General features: G+C 48.3%; 14 protein-coding genes. 8 read left to right on the top strand and 6 right to left on the bottom strand.

The window, feature by feature from the left end; all coding sequences use genetic code 11:
• Window positions 1-66 precede the first annotated feature (66 nt).
• On the bottom strand, window positions 67-1,257 hold the full coding sequence (gene sat, locus ACKFKF_RS14110) for a sulfate adenylyltransferase (RefSeq protein WP_446868278.1): 1,191 nt from the start codon (window positions 1,255-1,257) through the stop codon (window positions 67-69).
• Window positions 1,258-1,405: 148 nt separating this feature from the next.
• Between sat and ACKFKF_RS14105 the strand changes: the two genes are divergently transcribed.
• The 4 genes from ACKFKF_RS14105 (at window position 1,406) to ACKFKF_RS14090 (ending at window position 4,841) form a co-directional block, all read left to right on the top strand.
• Complete coding sequence (locus ACKFKF_RS14105; RefSeq protein ID WP_446868277.1) at window positions 1,406-1,615, top strand: DUF2997 domain-containing protein; 210 nt, start codon at window positions 1,406-1,408, stop codon at window positions 1,613-1,615.
• A 111-nt stretch (window positions 1,616-1,726) separates the two neighbouring features.
• Window positions 1,727-2,641 carry an Rpn family recombination-promoting nuclease/putative transposase gene (locus ACKFKF_RS14100; RefSeq protein WP_446868276.1) on the top strand — a complete coding sequence of 305 codons (915 nt, stop codon included), beginning with the start codon at window positions 1,727-1,729 and terminating at the stop codon, window positions 2,639-2,641.
• A gap of 92 nt (window positions 2,642-2,733) precedes the next feature.
• Window positions 2,734-3,738: a glycosyltransferase family 9 protein gene (locus ACKFKF_RS14095; protein WP_446868275.1), complete on the top strand. Its 1,005-nt coding sequence runs from the start codon at window positions 2,734-2,736 to the stop codon at window positions 3,736-3,738.
• A 5-nt stretch (window positions 3,739-3,743) separates the two neighbouring features.
• Complete coding sequence (locus ACKFKF_RS14090) at window positions 3,744-4,841, top strand: glycosyltransferase family 9 protein (protein WP_446868274.1); 1,098 nt, start codon at window positions 3,744-3,746, stop codon at window positions 4,839-4,841.
• Window positions 4,842-5,199: 358 nt separating this feature from the next.
• Here the strand turns inward: ACKFKF_RS14090 and ACKFKF_RS14085 are convergent, their stop codons facing one another.
• Complete coding sequence (locus ACKFKF_RS14085) at window positions 5,200-6,087, bottom strand: SDH family Clp fold serine proteinase (protein ID WP_446860856.1); 888 nt, start codon at window positions 6,085-6,087, stop codon at window positions 5,200-5,202.
• A gap of 514 nt (window positions 6,088-6,601) precedes the next feature.
• Here ACKFKF_RS14085 and ACKFKF_RS14080 point away from each other — a divergent pair.
• Complete coding sequence (locus ACKFKF_RS14080) at window positions 6,602-8,191, top strand: glycoside hydrolase family 57 protein (RefSeq protein WP_446868273.1); 1,590 nt, start codon at window positions 6,602-6,604, stop codon at window positions 8,189-8,191.
• Between the two features lie 84 nt (window positions 8,192-8,275).
• Window positions 8,276-9,055, top strand: coding sequence for a Uma2 family endonuclease (locus tag ACKFKF_RS14075; RefSeq protein ID WP_446868272.1), 780 nt, complete (start codon window positions 8,276-8,278; stop codon window positions 9,053-9,055).
• A 77-nt stretch (window positions 9,056-9,132) separates the two neighbouring features.
• Here ACKFKF_RS14075 and ACKFKF_RS14070 read toward each other — a convergent pair whose 3' ends face one another.
• Window positions 9,133-9,408 carry a photosystem I reaction center subunit X gene (locus ACKFKF_RS14070; RefSeq protein WP_446868271.1) on the bottom strand — a complete coding sequence of 92 codons (276 nt, stop codon included), beginning with the start codon at window positions 9,406-9,408 and terminating at the stop codon, window positions 9,133-9,135.
• A 207-nt stretch (window positions 9,409-9,615) separates the two neighbouring features.
• On the opposite strand from ACKFKF_RS14070, the gene ACKFKF_RS14065 reads away from it, so the two are divergent.
• Window positions 9,616-10,110: an orange carotenoid protein N-terminal domain-containing protein gene (locus tag ACKFKF_RS14065; RefSeq protein ID WP_446862623.1), complete on the top strand. Its 495-nt coding sequence runs from the start codon at window positions 9,616-9,618 to the stop codon at window positions 10,108-10,110.
• Between the two features lie 92 nt (window positions 10,111-10,202).
• Here the strand turns inward: ACKFKF_RS14065 and ACKFKF_RS14060 are convergent, their stop codons facing one another.
• Window positions 10,203-11,303 carry a Vgb family protein gene (locus ACKFKF_RS14060; protein WP_446868270.1) on the bottom strand — a complete coding sequence of 367 codons (1,101 nt, stop codon included), beginning with the start codon at window positions 11,301-11,303 and terminating at the stop codon, window positions 10,203-10,205.
• Between the two features lie 148 nt (window positions 11,304-11,451).
• Here ACKFKF_RS14060 and folP point away from each other — a divergent pair, with 148 nt between their 5' ends.
• Window positions 11,452-12,342 (top strand): dihydropteroate synthase, encoded by an 891-nt coding sequence (folP, locus tag ACKFKF_RS14055; RefSeq protein WP_446868269.1) that lies wholly within the window; start codon window positions 11,452-11,454, stop codon window positions 12,340-12,342.
• On the opposite strand, the gene ACKFKF_RS14050 is transcribed toward folP, so the two are convergent.
• Complete coding sequence (locus ACKFKF_RS14050; RefSeq protein ID WP_446868268.1) at window positions 12,335-13,144, bottom strand: SPFH domain-containing protein; 810 nt, start codon at window positions 13,142-13,144, stop codon at window positions 12,335-12,337. The genes folP and ACKFKF_RS14050 overlap by 8 nt on opposite strands.
• Before the next feature lie 184 nt (window positions 13,145-13,328).
• Window positions 13,329-13,985, bottom strand: a 657-nt coding sequence (locus ACKFKF_RS14045) for a DUF3685 domain-containing protein (RefSeq protein WP_446868267.1), incomplete at its 5' end; no start/stop codon positions are given.

The following is a 13,985-nucleotide window of genomic DNA, read 5'->3' as shown; positions in this document are numbered from 1 at the left end:
ATCCCTCATTCCTCATCCCTCATCCCTCATTCCTCATCCCTCATCCCTCATCCCTCATCCCTTCTTCTAAATTCCATCTCCCCAAACTTCCGTCGGCACCTTCATCGCTCGTGCAAGTTCTGCGGCCACTTCGGGGCGAGAAAATTCGGGCGGGGGCAATTCTCCTCGGCGCAGCATTTCTCTCACTTTGGTGCCAGAGAGGTGAACTCGCTCATCAGGACTGCTAGGGCTGGTTTTGCTGGTGGCCATTCCCTGGGTGCGTTTGCAGTAGAAGGCATGTTCAAACTTCATCGGCGTGATCCCCAACGCCAGCGGATCAAATTCGTCAAAAATATACTGAGCATCATAAGTGCCATAATAATCACCAACGCCAGCGTGATCACGTCCCACAATAAAGTGAGTACAGCCATAATTCTTTCTGAGAATGGCATGAAACACCGCTTCACGAGGGCCCGCGTAACGCATCGCAGACGGATTGATCGCCAAAATTACCCGATCTTTGGGAAAGTAATGTTCCAGCATGATCTCGTAGCAGCGCATCCGAATCTCAGCAGAAATATCATCGTCCTTTGTCACACCTACCAACGGATGAAGAAACAGCCCATCTACCGTTTCTAAAGCACATTTTTGAATGTATTCGTGAGCGCGGTGAATGGGATTGCGAGTTTGAAAGGCAACGATCGTTTTCCAGCCTTTTTCTCGAAACAGCGTGCGGGAGTCGATCGGGTCAATCTGATAAGTCGGAAAATAAGGATGAGCGTCTCGTTGCAGCATCCAAATCGGCCCGGCTAGATAGACTGCTCCTTGCTTATAAACCACTGCGACACCGGGATGTTTTTCTTCGTTGGTGCGGTAGACGTGCAGGGCTTCGTGGAGTTTGTCGTAGGTGTATTTTTCTGTGAGTTCCAAAACGCCGATAAACCGACCCGTTGCATCATCCAGGCGCACCAGACTACCTGCTTTGAGCAGCGCGGCAACATCTTCGGTAACAGGCAGCGTCACTGGAATCGCCCAGGGCAAGCCGTTAGAAAGGTGCATTTCGTTGACGACGCGATCGTAGTCTGCCTGCCCCATAAACCCAGTGAGCGGACTAAACCCACCAATGGCAATCAAAACCAGATCAGAAGCGGCACGTTCATCAAGTTGGACTCTAGGTAGATGGTCAGCTTTTGACAGGAATTCTTCTTTTTGGGCGGGGCTGGCAATGCGGTTGATCAGTTGCCCACCGTGGGGAGCAATGACATCGGGGTAACTCATAATGAATGTTAGGGACGTGAAAGAATCTGCCCCTTCTCAGTCAGAAAAAGGGTCTTAATTGAGGTTACCAGGATTACGATCGAGAAACATGCTTTAGCGTTGAGAAGACAATTAGCGTTGAGAAGACAATTAGCGGTGAGAAGACACAATGGCAGATTATCAGAAGATCGAGTATCGAATTGGCAAAGATGGCAAAATTGTTGAGACGGTTCTCAATGCGTCAGGAGAGAGTTGTACTTCAACGACAGCAGGACTTGAGCAGGCATTGGGCAAAGTCGAGTGTCAGGAACTTTTACCCGACTATTATCAGACCGAAGAGGAGACGATCGCAGAAATCGTAGAGAACGATCGCACTTAAAATCATGAATCCAATAAGTCTTGTTACTTCGGTTGCAAATCCAGGTTGCCTCCCAAATCTCTCATATTTGTCGTGCAACGCCTCCAAGTGAATAAACCTCTAAATCTGTAAATGACGATCGACCACGACCAAAACTTCAAAGAACTGATCTCCACTTTCTTTTTAGAGTTTTTGGAACTGTTTTTGCCTGAGATCGCTAGGACGATCGACCCCAACTCCATCACCTTTCTACAACAAGAATACTTTGCTGATCTGGTTGAGGGTGAGGAGAAAATTATTGATCTGTTAGTAGAAGTTAAACAAGCGGGACGAGATGCAACCTTTTTAGTCCACATTGAAGCGCAGGCATCCAGTCAAGCTCACTTTCACCGCAGAATGTTTTATTACTTTGCAAGACTGCATCAGCGATATGTGAAAGACATCTATCCGATCGTGATCTTTTCCTTTGATGAACCGTATCGAGTAGAAGAGAACACTTACAAAGTGGCGTTTCCGACGCGCAAAGTGCTGGAGTTTAGTTTTGAGTCGATTCAACTCAATCGGCTAAACTGGCGGCGCTATGTCAATCAGCCCAATCCAGTGGCGGCGGCGCTGATGGCAAAGATGAAGATTGCGAAGAAAGACCGCGCTAAGGTCAAAGCAGAATGTTTACGATTGTTGGTGACCCTGCGCCTCAATCCTGCTAAAACCCGATTGGTTTCCAAGTTTGTAGACACGTATCTCCGGCTAAACGTCAAAGAGGAGCAAAGGTTTCAATCCGAAATTGATAAAATGAATCCTAGCCAGAAGGAGGAAATTATGCAGAACCTGACCAGTTGGGAAGAGAAAGGGATGGAAAAGGGCATGGAAAAGGGGCGGCGATCGCTCGTGTTTCTCCTTTTACAGCAGAAAGTGGGGCAGTTACCCAAACCTCTGAGCGATCGTATCTCAACCATGTCTGCTAACCAACTAGAAGCACTCGCGATCGCGCTATTGAACTTTAGTACGATCGATGACCTGACGACTTGGTTAGACAATCAAGAATAAAAGCAATCTCTAACTGTAGTGCCGAGCTTGAACAAATCAACCAGAACTAAGATCTTATTGACTAAAGTATTATCTAAAGTATTACTTGCACAATGAGCCTGAAACAGATTTTGTTTGTTGAACTTTTGGGTGGCATTGGCGATGTGTTAATTGCGCTGGCTGCAATTCAGGCGTTGAGTCGATCGCATCCTCACGCCAAACTCACTGTTCTCACCTTTGCACCGGGTGGGGAATTGCTCAAAACTGATCCGCTGATTCATCAAGTGGTGGTTGCTCAAAAAGGAGAAGCTAAACAAGCGATCGCTAACCTCCTCTGCCATCAGAAATTTGATCTTATTGTGTCTGATACCAAATACGACGGGATTGACCAACTCATTCACTCTAGTGACGCTCAATGTATCACGAATCTATGGCGATCGCCGCCTTCTAATCAGTTCGTGAGCGATCGCTTTCTCGAAATTCTGCGATTTGAAAATCTGATCACACAGGAATCTATTCAGCCAGCCAGACTGCATCTTTTGGAGACCGAACGGCAAACCGCATTCAAACAATTGGGCAATATTGAGCGCCCGATCGTCGTTCTCTATACCGATGCGGGAATGCAGATCAAACGCTGGCCCACCCAGAGATTCGTTGAATTGGGACGGCGCTTAAAGCAGCAGTTTGGCGGAACGATCGTGCTGCCGATCGGGGCAAATCTTACCGAAGTGACGGAGATAGCAAAATCAGACGATATGACAGTTTGGCCACAGGGAACGCTACGCGAATTTGCGGCGATGATGTCATGGGTAGATTTGACGATCGCACCTGACACCGGCCCCGCTCGAATTTCTGCTGCATTAGGCATTCCGACGATCACTTTATTTGGGCCGTCGTGGCATCAACGCTATGGACAGCCAACTCCTCACCAAAATCTGCAAGGGTATTTAGACTGTCCTGAACGGGTCATCCAAAACTTTACTGAGCAGCGTTGCTGGTATGGAGGCGTTTGTCCGTTTGAGCAGTGGAATACTTGTCTAGAAGGAATTTCTGTCGATCAGGTGATGACAAGCGCGATCGAGTTACTCCAAGCTCAAAAAGATAGCGTCTTGAAGTAAAGCACATGATACAGCCTCCTCGTCACTCAGTCCAGCAGTTTGTCCGCAGTAATCCGTGGTTGTCGGTTCGCAATCTGTTGGTGATGCGGCTCGACAACATTGGCGACGTGATCATGACGAGTCCGGTACTGCGATCGCTCAAGGAAAACTTGCCCCAAGCGCGGCTGACATTGATGGCGAGTCCGGGCGGGTCGTTGGCGGCTCCGTTGTTGCCGTGGGTGGATGACGTGATAACGTGGCGAGTGCTGTGGCAGGATTTGGGGCGGTTAGCGTTTGATCCGAGGCGAGAGTGGCGACTGATATCTGAGTTAAGTGAGCACCAGTTTGATGCGGCTGTCATTCTCACAAGCTTTAATCAATCGCCTCACCCGCCTGCGTTGATTTGTTCTCTGGCTGGCATTCCGCTGAGGGTGGGTGAATCGAAGGAAAAAGGTGGAAACGCTTTGACAACAGAGGTTTCGTCAGCCCCTGATCACACTCATCAAGTCGAGCGAAATTTGGGACTGATTGAAGCGATCGGGTTTGAGGTGCGCGATCGTTCCCTGGCCATTCAAATTCCAGAAGCGACTCACCAAACGGCTACAAATCTGCTGAGTCAACATGGATTGGCCGCAGATGCTCCCTTTGTGTTGTTGAATCCCTGGACAAGCTGCCAGTCTCGAAATTATGCGGCAGATCGGTTTGCGATCGCGTCTCATCAACTGTCTAAAATCACAGGCTGGAAGGTCGTTGTGACCGGAGTTGAGAAAGACCGATCGCACAGTGGCGAACTATTTAAAGTACTAGGAGAATCAGCAATCGATCTAATTGGAGCAACCGATTTGTCAACGCTGGCGGCCTTGATTCAGCGATCGAAATTGATGTTAAGTAACAACACCTCCACCATGCACCTTGCAGACGCAACTCGAACGCCCAGCGTCATCCTATTTGCCGGAACCGAACTAGAATCACAATGGCAACCACGAGACTGTCGATCGCGACTACTCCGTCAGCCAACCCCCTGTAGTCCTTGCTACGCCTTCACCTGCCCCTATCACCTGGAATGTTTGGATATTGCGCCCGATCAAGTCGTCCAAGCCGGAGTAGAGCTTTTGAACCTTTGATATTAACGTGAATTCGATGAAATCTTTCGCTGCGGTTGTTAATCCAGGCAGCCCCCTAAATCCCCCAAAATTGGGGGACTTTGAACCCAAAATCTTGTCTTAAAGTCCCCCAATTTTGGGGGGTTGGGGGGCAGAAGCGCTGAAGAACGAAGCAAAAAAACTTCATCGAATCCACGTGATATTAGAATTTAGGCGTTGCTGTATTGGAGGGATAAATCTATGGGAAGTGTCAAGCTCTTCGCCCCCTAAATCCCCAAAATTGGGGGACTTTGAACCTTGGGTTTCCCGCCGCTTTGAGGCAAAGTTGAGGTTAGGGATGAAAAGTGAAAGTATGAATCACTATCTCATCCCATTGCTTTTATGAAATACGGACACCTTCGGGAAGCGGTCTGCCTTTGGGTTGAGGCAGAGCAGGTCGATCGTAAGGCATCGGAATGTATTGCACAGAGGGGCGACCGCCTTGAGGCTGTGGATACAACTCCATCAGATCATAGACTTCGCGCTGCAAACCGACGGTGATCGGCAAACCCATTTCCGTTGCTTCTTCGACCGTGATGGGGTAGTCGTGGGTGACTCTTCCGGTCGTCAAGGCTTCTACGATCGACTCAATGTTATCAGGGTTAATCTTCTGATTAGGAACGCTATCTTTGAGCAAAGTTCGGACAAACCGTTGCACTTGTTTAATGGCCTTTCCAGCTAAATCGGCCATGATAAGCGTATTGTCATCAATTTCACCGATCGGCTTTTGCTCCACTACTTTGAGAATACTAGCCGCCGCAAAGTTGCCCAACTGCGGATCAACGGGGCCCAACACCGCATTGGCATCCATTACAATTTCATCAGCCGCCAGCGCCAACATTGTCCCGCCACTCATCGCATAGTGAGGCACATAAACTGTAACTTTGGCAGGGTGACGAATCAGCGCTCTCGCAATCTGCTCAGTTGCTAACACCAAGCCGCCGGGCGTGTGCAAAATCAAGTCGATCGGCACATCTGGCGGAGTCAGACGAATCGCTCTGAGAATTTGTTCAGAGTCTTCGATCGTAATATAGCGAGACAATGGAATTCCTAGTAGGCTGATCGATTCTTGGCGATGGATCAGCAAAATAACTCGACTATTCTTTTTTTGTTCAATTTCCTTAAGCTTTCCAAACCGACGCATTTCAGTTTGGCGACGTTGCCACAGGGGTTGCAGCGATGAAAAAAGAAAGAACACCCAGATTAAATCAAAGGGGCTAAACGTCATAAGGTCTACAGCTTAATCTTGATTTTGTCCCTCAATTGTTTCAATTTCCCAATTAAAAAAAGTCTACCTGGAGAGTTAGAAATTTACAGCTAAAAGAATTTTTTGCTCAGGTTTACAAGTTCTTTCAGTAATCAAAGAGCATCCAAACAAAGGAAGAGATCTACTAAATTTATGAACTAATTCTTGCCTTCCTGCGCTAACTAATCTCAACTATACGCTGACCAAAATTTTTAGTGACGCTGCACTAGCCTTATCACTCATCCAAAACTCCAAATCGACGTTACTGACTTAAGGACAGTGAGCAGCGCCCACTCTACGAGTTCCAGGACTTTGAGTTTCCGATCGCTTCATCCCTCCTCCCTCCTCCCTCTTCACAAAGCAAAACGAACTTCTCCCCCATCCCTCCCTCAACTGAATATTTTTCGCCTTCAGTTTTGCTTTACAATTTTGGCAATCCCGGAATTTCACACCAAAAAATTCCCACTTCTCAGCCCTTCAACCCTTCGGAACTTATATGAGCATTGGATATGTCGCCCTCGTCCTGCACGCCCACCTGCCCTTCGTCCGTCACCCCGAAAGTGACTATGTGCTGGAAGAAGAATGGCTCTACGAAGCCATCACCGAGACGTATATACCACTGCTACAAGTCTTTGAGGGGCTAAAACGAGACGGCGTTAACTTCAAATTGACGATGAGCATGACTCCTCCCCTGGTGTCGATGTTGCTCGATCCGTTGCTGCAAGAACGCTACGACGATCACCTCGCTCAACTCGAAGAACTCACCGAGATGGAGGTCGAGCGTCACGCCCACAACGGTCACATGAAGTACCTGGCAGAACACTACGCCAAAGAATTCAACGCCGTGCGTCACATGTGGGAGAAGTACGATCGCAACCTGATCAAAGCCTTCAAACAATATCTTGACAGTGGCAATCTAGAAATCATCACCTGTGGCGCAACGCATGGCTATCTGCCGTTGATGAAGATGTATCCGCAGGCGGTTTGGGCCCAGATTCAGGTTGCCTGTGAACATTATGAGCAGACATTTGGACGACCCGCAAAAGGGATTTGGCTCCCAGAGTGCGCTTATTACGAAGGGGTCGATCGCATGTTGGCAGATGCCGGACTGCGCTACTTCTTAACTGACGGACATGGCATTCTCTATGCGCGTCCTCGTCCCCGATTTGGCACCTATGCGCCCATTTTTACTGAGGCAGGCGTGGCAGCTTTTGGACGTGACCACGAATCGTCTCAGCAAGTCTGGTCTTCTGAAGTTGGCTATCCCGGTGCAGCAGAGTATCGAGAATTCTATCGTGATTTAGGCTGGGATGCTGACTACGAATACATTAAGCCCTACGTTATGCCCAATGGTCAGCGCAAAAATGTCGGCATTAAGTACCACAAAATCACAGGCAAAGGGTTAGGACTATCCGATAAGCAACTCTACGATCCCTACTGGGCAAAAGAAAAAACCGCCGAACATGCCGAAAATTTTGCCTACAATCGCGAACGTCAAGTCGAACACCTCAGCGGCATCATGCAGCGCCCGCCGATCATCGTCTCGCCCTACGACGCAGAACTCTTTGGTCATTGGTGGTACGAAGGCCCCTGGTTTATTGATTACCTGTTCCGCAAAGCTTGGTTTGATCAGAACACGTTTGAGATGACGCACCTGGCAGATTACTTAAAAGATCATCCCACTCAGCAGGTCTGCCGTCCCTCACAATCAAGCTGGGGCTACAAAGGCTTTCACGAATACTGGCTCAACGAAACCAACGCCTGGGTCTATCCTCACTTACACAAAGCGGCTGAACGCATGATCGAGCTTTCAAAACGCGAACCCGAAGATGAATTAAGCTGGCGTGCCTTAAATCAGGCGGCGAGAGAACTGTTACTCGCACAATCGTCCGACTGGGCCTTCATTATGCGAACCGGAACAATGGTGCCCTACGCGATTAGAAGAACTCGATCGCACCTGATGCGCTTTAACAAACTCTTTGAAGATATCAACCAGGGCAAAATTGATTCTGGCTGGGTCGAAAAAGTAGAAGCGATCGACAATATCTTCCCCAACATCAACTACCGCGTTTATCGTCCTCTCTAGAATAGTCAAGACATAATCAGAAGGATGTGGTGCATCATAAACTTAGTTGTCCACATCCTCAACAACTCGCTCTACTGGGGGACTATGACTCAGACCAATGTGCCGATCGCAGCCAAATCCTCACCATCCAAAAAACTCACCTTCAAGGAGTATTTGTTTTACCAAGGAGAGCCTGATGTTTTATATGAACTCTATCAAGGCACCGTAATACCAATGGCGGCTCCCACTGCTCTTCATATTGACATTTGCAAATTTCTGGTCTATCACCTTCAGCAATATATTGTTGCCAAAGGGCTAGATTTGGTCGCCGTTACAGAAGCTGGTGTTAGAACTGAAATCGACGGGACTCGCATTCCAGATGTGGTCGTCTGTAGCCAAACTATTTGGGAGCAAGTGAGAAGTCGTCCTGGATCAGGTGTCTTAGATTTCAATGAAGTACCTGTACTCGTTATTGAAGTAGCTAGTGACAATTGGCGTGAGGACTACATTCGCAAACGGGCAGAATATGCACTGATTGATATTCCTGAATATTGCATTGTCGATTCTAAAAAAGAACGGGTCAGAATCATGACCAATCCCGCTAATGAAGATGGCTATCAACATGCCGACTTCATGCGGGGACAACAAATTCAATTTTCCCAGTTTCCCGATTTGGTTTTATCAGTTGATGAAGTACTTTCTCCTGCTAACGTTGAGACTCTCATTAAAGCAGAACAAGCTCAACGCCAACAGCTAGAACAAGAACTTATCATAGAACGTCAACGAGCAGAGCAAGAACGTCAACGAGCAGAGCAAGAACGTCAACGAGCAGAGAAGCTTGCTGAAATGCTGCGATCGCAAGGCATCAACCCAAACGATCTCTAAACAATTGCAAAAGAAGTCCGGCCTGCTAAAACCAATTACAAAGTCGAACTTCTCTCAACAGCTTTTCTCTTGTCGCCCTACTTAAAGGTGCCAGCACCAGCCAGCGCCAACACACCCAACACGCCCAAAATGTGACCAAAACTCATCGAAGCCAAGAAGCCTGCCACACTGATGTCATTAAACAGCGACTTTGAAAAAGGCAACGGCATCTTAGCGCCCGTGTGAGGATATTTAATTGTGCGGCTGGCAACTATCAAGACAAATAGACAAGAGCCGATAATAATGGGAGTTCCTTCCCAGTTCCAAAGATCTGTACCCACGGTAGGCAAGGCGGCGAGAGAAGACAGAAGCATATTGATTACTCCTAACTGGATTTAAGATGCACTCATCTTTTCGCGATCGCTCCTCTTTTACCTCTGCCCCCTGTGAGAGTTGAGGCTCCAACTCTAGAGAGATTGTCAGATTGAGACTGCTTCTGTCTCTGTGTAGGGGTGCCCTGTCAAGCAAGCACCTAAGCTTTGTATCAGACATTGCAATTAACCCAAATTACAGAGGCTTTTATGACCATCGATACAAAAGAACTCAATAGCCTTGCTACCAGTTTTAAGCGGCTCCCAGTTGATGATCAAATTGCTGCAATGGGCTATCTCTATCAGGAAATTGGAGGGTCTTTACTCTCGTCTGATATGGCTTCCAAAAAAGTCGAAGAAGTCGTGAAGCAAGTGACAGAAATGCGCGAGGGTAGCCAGGTTGAGTTTTTGCAGGACGTTCTATCAGACACTGATCGCGATGAGGTGGTTCTTGATATCCATCCTTCTAAGGCAATGGCGCAACTGATTCCGGGTGATGGCGTGGAGTCTCCGATCGAGGAGTACGAAAGCCTCAGCCCCAATGAGCGTCTCGCCGTCTGGTACAATCTCGCCAGCAAAATGGGAGACGGTATGGTGACGATGCCGAGTGACTATTCTCTATCGTCTGAGACACAAGAATTACTCACCTCGCTCAAATCTTATGAGACTGAGGAAAAGCTACAATTTTTAAGCAAGATCGTTTGATCAGCACAAGATTTGAGCAGCACAGGAAAAGAATGAAGCGGATCAAGGATCTAGTTGTCCAAGATTCGCTTCATCGGTTTTGATGAGGTGGGTTAGTCGATCGCTGATTTGCGTCGTTTTAGAGCAGACAATCCTAATAAGCTAACGGCTGCTAATCCAACGATCGCGCCGGGTTCTGGAACTTTAATATCCGCGTAAGTGATGCCGATCGGACGCTTCAAATCTCCATTCGTCGCTACAAAAACTGCACTTGAGTTTCCGGTAGAAGGGAAGGGCTTGCCGTTGCTGGCGTAGCGCAAGATTGCACCGTTGTTAGTCTTATTATCAAAACCAACCGTATAAAGGTTTCCACTAGGATCAAAGGTAAGATTGCCAAAGCTACTGGATGCTGTTTGGTATTTGGTGGAAATCATCTCTTTGAAAGTGCCTGTTTGCAGATCATAGCGACGAATATCACTGGCAAAGTCGCTAACAAATAGATCGCCTTGAGGCCCGATCGCCAGTCCCAAAAAGCTTACAAATCCAACGTCTGGAGATGGCGTTGGTTGGCTAATGAAGACCTTCGACTCGCCTGTTTTGATGTCATAGCTCAGCACCTGACTCTCAAACCCAGGGAAAGTCGCCCTAAATGATCCAGGTTTGTCAGGATCGAGAATGGCAACGCTGCCTTGAGTCGTCACCAACAGGCGACCATCTGGTGTAAACAGCAAATCGTTGGGCCCGTTTAGTCCAGATTCTCGTGTGCCTGTCGCGGCGGCGAATACGTCAATAAATGCGCCTGTTTTGCCGTCAAAGCGGAGAATTTGGTCGGTGAGAAAGCTGCTGACATAGAGATTGCCGTCGGGGCCAAAGGCGTTGCCGTAGGGACGAATCAGCCCAGTGGTCGCAAACTCATCGATAAAGTCGCCTGTCTTGCCGTTGTAGCGTAGAATCTTTCCTGTAGAGCCACTACCACTGCTGACATAGAGATTGCCATCGGGGCCAAAAGTCAGATCGTCGGGGTCAAGCAATCCGCCTGAGCCAGGTGCGATAAAGTCTCCGCCAAAGTTTCCGGCATCACCGTAGATAACGACATTGTTGCCTCTGGTATTTCCGATTAGAAGGGCAGCATCGGCTCTAGCAGCCAATAGACTCAAGAGTGAGCCAACACTGACGACGATCGAGCGTTTTAGGAAAGAAGATGACTTGCTCATTAAATCTCTATAGCGTGATCAAGATAGTCTTTCTATTGTTGAGAGAATTGGGCTTCTGAACTGTCGTTTGCGTCACCAAAATCAGCAATATCCCTGATCTTATCCGTAATTTCACGTAAATCTTTGATGAAGTTCATACCAAGACACTATGAATTCTGAGAACACTGCGATCGTTCCGTGGCGGTTGCGCGATCGCTCCTTTAATTGGGGGGCTCAAACTTACTTAATGGGCGTTTTGAATGTCACACCTGACAGTTTTAGTGATGGGGGACAGTTCAATACGATCGCAGCCGCTTGCAAACAGTCTCAGCAGTTGGTAAAGGGCGGAGCAGACATTCTAGACATCGGTGGACAATCCACTCGCCCTAACGCAGAAGAAATCTCGCTGACTGAGGAACTCGATCGCGTCATTCCCATCATTCAAGCGCTACGGCAAAATCCAGAATTCTCAAGCGTTCCCATCTCGGTAGATACGACCAGAGCTAAAGTTGCGGAGGCGGCGATCGAGTCTGGTGTTGACTTGATCAACGACGTTTCGGGCGGCACGTTTGATGCAGAAATGTTGCCTACAGTGGCGAGGTTACAGGTTCCGATCGCGCTGATGCACTTGCGCGGAACCCCTAAAACCATGCAGACGCTCACAGACTACGACGATCTAATTGGCGAAATTTATCAGTTTTTGTCAGAACGACTTGAGGTGGCGATCGCATCGGGGGTCGATCGTCAGCAAATCATTCTCGACCCCGGCATTGGGTTTGCCAAAAAATACGCCCACAATCTGGAAATTCTGCGGAGACTCCCAGACTTTCAAAGCTTGAACTGTCCAATTTTAGTCGGAGTCTCTCGCAAAAGTTTTATCGGGCATCTTCTCAACCAGCCCGACCCTCAAAAACGAGTCTGGGGAACAGCGGCCGCCTGTGTGAGTGCGATCGTCGGCGGTGCCCATCTTCTCAGAGTTCACGATCTACCAGAAATGCGAGAGGTTTGTCGAGTTGCCGATGCAATTTGGCGGGGCGAAGGTCTCCCCATCTCTAAGTAGAGCCGTTTCCAGAACTGGTGTCTGTGCCCTGATCAAATTCATTGGGATTGATCAAATCTGTGATGGCTTCATTCATGAATTTAGGATCCATGAACACAATTTTGGCGTTGCCGCTCTTGCTCAATTCTAGACTGGCGTTGACATAATCTCTGGCAACTAGATAGCGCAACACTTCTTGAGAATTAGGATGGCTTCGTAGCGCTTCGGCAAGCTCGGCGATCGACTGTACCGTTGCCTCAGTTCTCGAAAGGGTGGCTTGCTTTTCACTGCGGGCAGTCCGCTCTCTTTCGAGAGAGTCTCTCAACGCCTGCGACAAGATGATTTCCTGCACCTCCACCCGAATTACCTTCACCCCCCAGTTTGCAGTCGCTTTGTCGAGTTGGCGCAGCAAGGCTTGATTGACCCGACTGGTCGAAGAAATCGCCTCTTCTAGCGAGAGTTGCCCAATCTCCGCACGTAAGTTGGTGGTCACGAGTTGTCTGAGCGCTTCTTCGAGATCCTCAACGGCGTAGTAGGCTTTCTTGAGGTCGAGAATTTGCCAAAAGACGACAGCATCCACCTCGATCGGCACATTGTCATTGGTCAGGGCTTTTTGAGGTTTGATGTCAGAGATCTGCTCGCGAATCGTCTCAACCAAAACTGTGTCCAAAATTGGAATCACAAAATTAAGTCCTGGCTTCAAGGTGCGTCTGTATTGTCCAAGCCGTTGCACCAAGGCTTCATCACCCTGATCAATGATTCTTACAGAGCCAATTACATAGCCCAGGACAATCAGTGTGAATGCACCAAGTAACTCAATCATATATGCGCTCCTTCGAGCTTTTTAGAATGTAGGGGTTTGCTTAGATAAGAGGGGACGAAGCGTGAGTTATTTATAACTTCAAATTCTCAGGGTGATTCATTTTATAGCAATTATAGAGATTGGAATACGCTCTATAGCGATAGTTTTAGCATTCTCAAGGAGACTCCAGCCATCTTTTTAGACTTCAAAACTCTTTTCGCTTACTTTCTTGCCAGACATTGCCGATGCCTTTGACCACGCCCCGACCGATTAAACCAATGCCGCGACCAATCACTTCGGTCAACAGATACACAACACCCCTGCCTACAAAAGCGATCGCTGACCGCAGCCGAGGGGCGATCGCATCCCGTGTTTCTAGTGCCAGCGTTACGCCCAATCGAATGCCTCTGAGGTGTGCTAGCTCCTGGACTCGTGGCGTGTAGATCAACAGTCGCTCAATGCCCTGATTGCTAAACACCAGCAGTAAATGGCGGCTTTCAAAAATGTCTTTGGGTTCGTTGACATAGCGATCGACCCGATAGCGCCAGGACAACTCATTGCGAAAGCGTTCGATTTCACGAGTCGAGAGCAGCCGTCGATCGTAAAAGTTTTGTTTGATCAGCTCTACGTCTGCAAACCGATTGAGCAACGGTTGGACGACGGCATTGGCAAGCTGAATGGTCAGATTCTCTAGCAAATCGGTGGCGCGATCAAACGCATCGGGGCTAGTTGCAGAATGGTTGGTGTTGTCGATCGTCAGCGGAGACTGAAACAGCAAAAAGTTGTAGAGATCCAAAACTAACGGAATGCGATCGAGAATCTGAGTTTGCACCGAGCTAGCTTCTTGCAAAAGCGCAGGAAC

It is taken from the genome of Phormidesmis sp. 146-12, assembly GCF_052939495.1.
The sequence above is the reverse complement of the archived record's forward strand: the minus strand, read 5'-3'. Positions and strand labels throughout refer to the sequence as shown.

What these genes read in the sequence shown, in the direction of transcription:
- sat (WP_446868278.1), bottom strand. Translation starts at nt 1,257, where the DNA reads ATGAGTTACCCCGATGTCATTGCTCCCCACGGTGGGCAACTGATCAAC.
- ACKFKF_RS14105 (WP_446868277.1), top strand. Translation starts at nt 1,406, where the DNA reads ATGGCAGATTATCAGAAGATCGAGTATCGAATTGGCAAAGATGGCAAA.
- ACKFKF_RS14100 (WP_446868276.1), top strand. Translation starts at nt 1,727, where the DNA reads ATGACGATCGACCACGACCAAAACTTCAAAGAACTGATCTCCACTTTC.
- ACKFKF_RS14095 (WP_446868275.1), top strand. Translation starts at nt 2,734, where the DNA reads ATGAGCCTGAAACAGATTTTGTTTGTTGAACTTTTGGGTGGCATTGGC.
- ACKFKF_RS14090 (WP_446868274.1), top strand. Translation starts at nt 3,744, where the DNA reads ATGATACAGCCTCCTCGTCACTCAGTCCAGCAGTTTGTCCGCAGTAAT.
- ACKFKF_RS14085 (WP_446860856.1), bottom strand. Translation starts at nt 6,087, where the DNA reads ATGACGTTTAGCCCCTTTGATTTAATCTGGGTGTTCTTTCTTTTTTCA.
- ACKFKF_RS14080 (WP_446868273.1), top strand. Translation starts at nt 6,602, where the DNA reads ATGAGCATTGGATATGTCGCCCTCGTCCTGCACGCCCACCTGCCCTTC.
- ACKFKF_RS14075 (WP_446868272.1), top strand. Translation starts at nt 8,276, where the DNA reads ATGACTCAGACCAATGTGCCGATCGCAGCCAAATCCTCACCATCCAAA.
- ACKFKF_RS14070 (WP_446868271.1), bottom strand. Translation starts at nt 9,408, where the DNA reads ATGCTTCTGTCTTCTCTCGCCGCCTTGCCTACCGTGGGTACAGATCTT.
- ACKFKF_RS14065 (WP_446862623.1), top strand. Translation starts at nt 9,616, where the DNA reads ATGACCATCGATACAAAAGAACTCAATAGCCTTGCTACCAGTTTTAAG.
- ACKFKF_RS14060 (WP_446868270.1), bottom strand. Translation starts at nt 11,303, where the DNA reads ATGAGCAAGTCATCTTCTTTCCTAAAACGCTCGATCGTCGTCAGTGTT.
- folP (WP_446868269.1), top strand. Translation starts at nt 11,452, where the DNA reads ATGAATTCTGAGAACACTGCGATCGTTCCGTGGCGGTTGCGCGATCGC.
- ACKFKF_RS14050 (WP_446868268.1), bottom strand. Translation starts at nt 13,144, where the DNA reads ATGATTGAGTTACTTGGTGCATTCACACTGATTGTCCTGGGCTATGTA.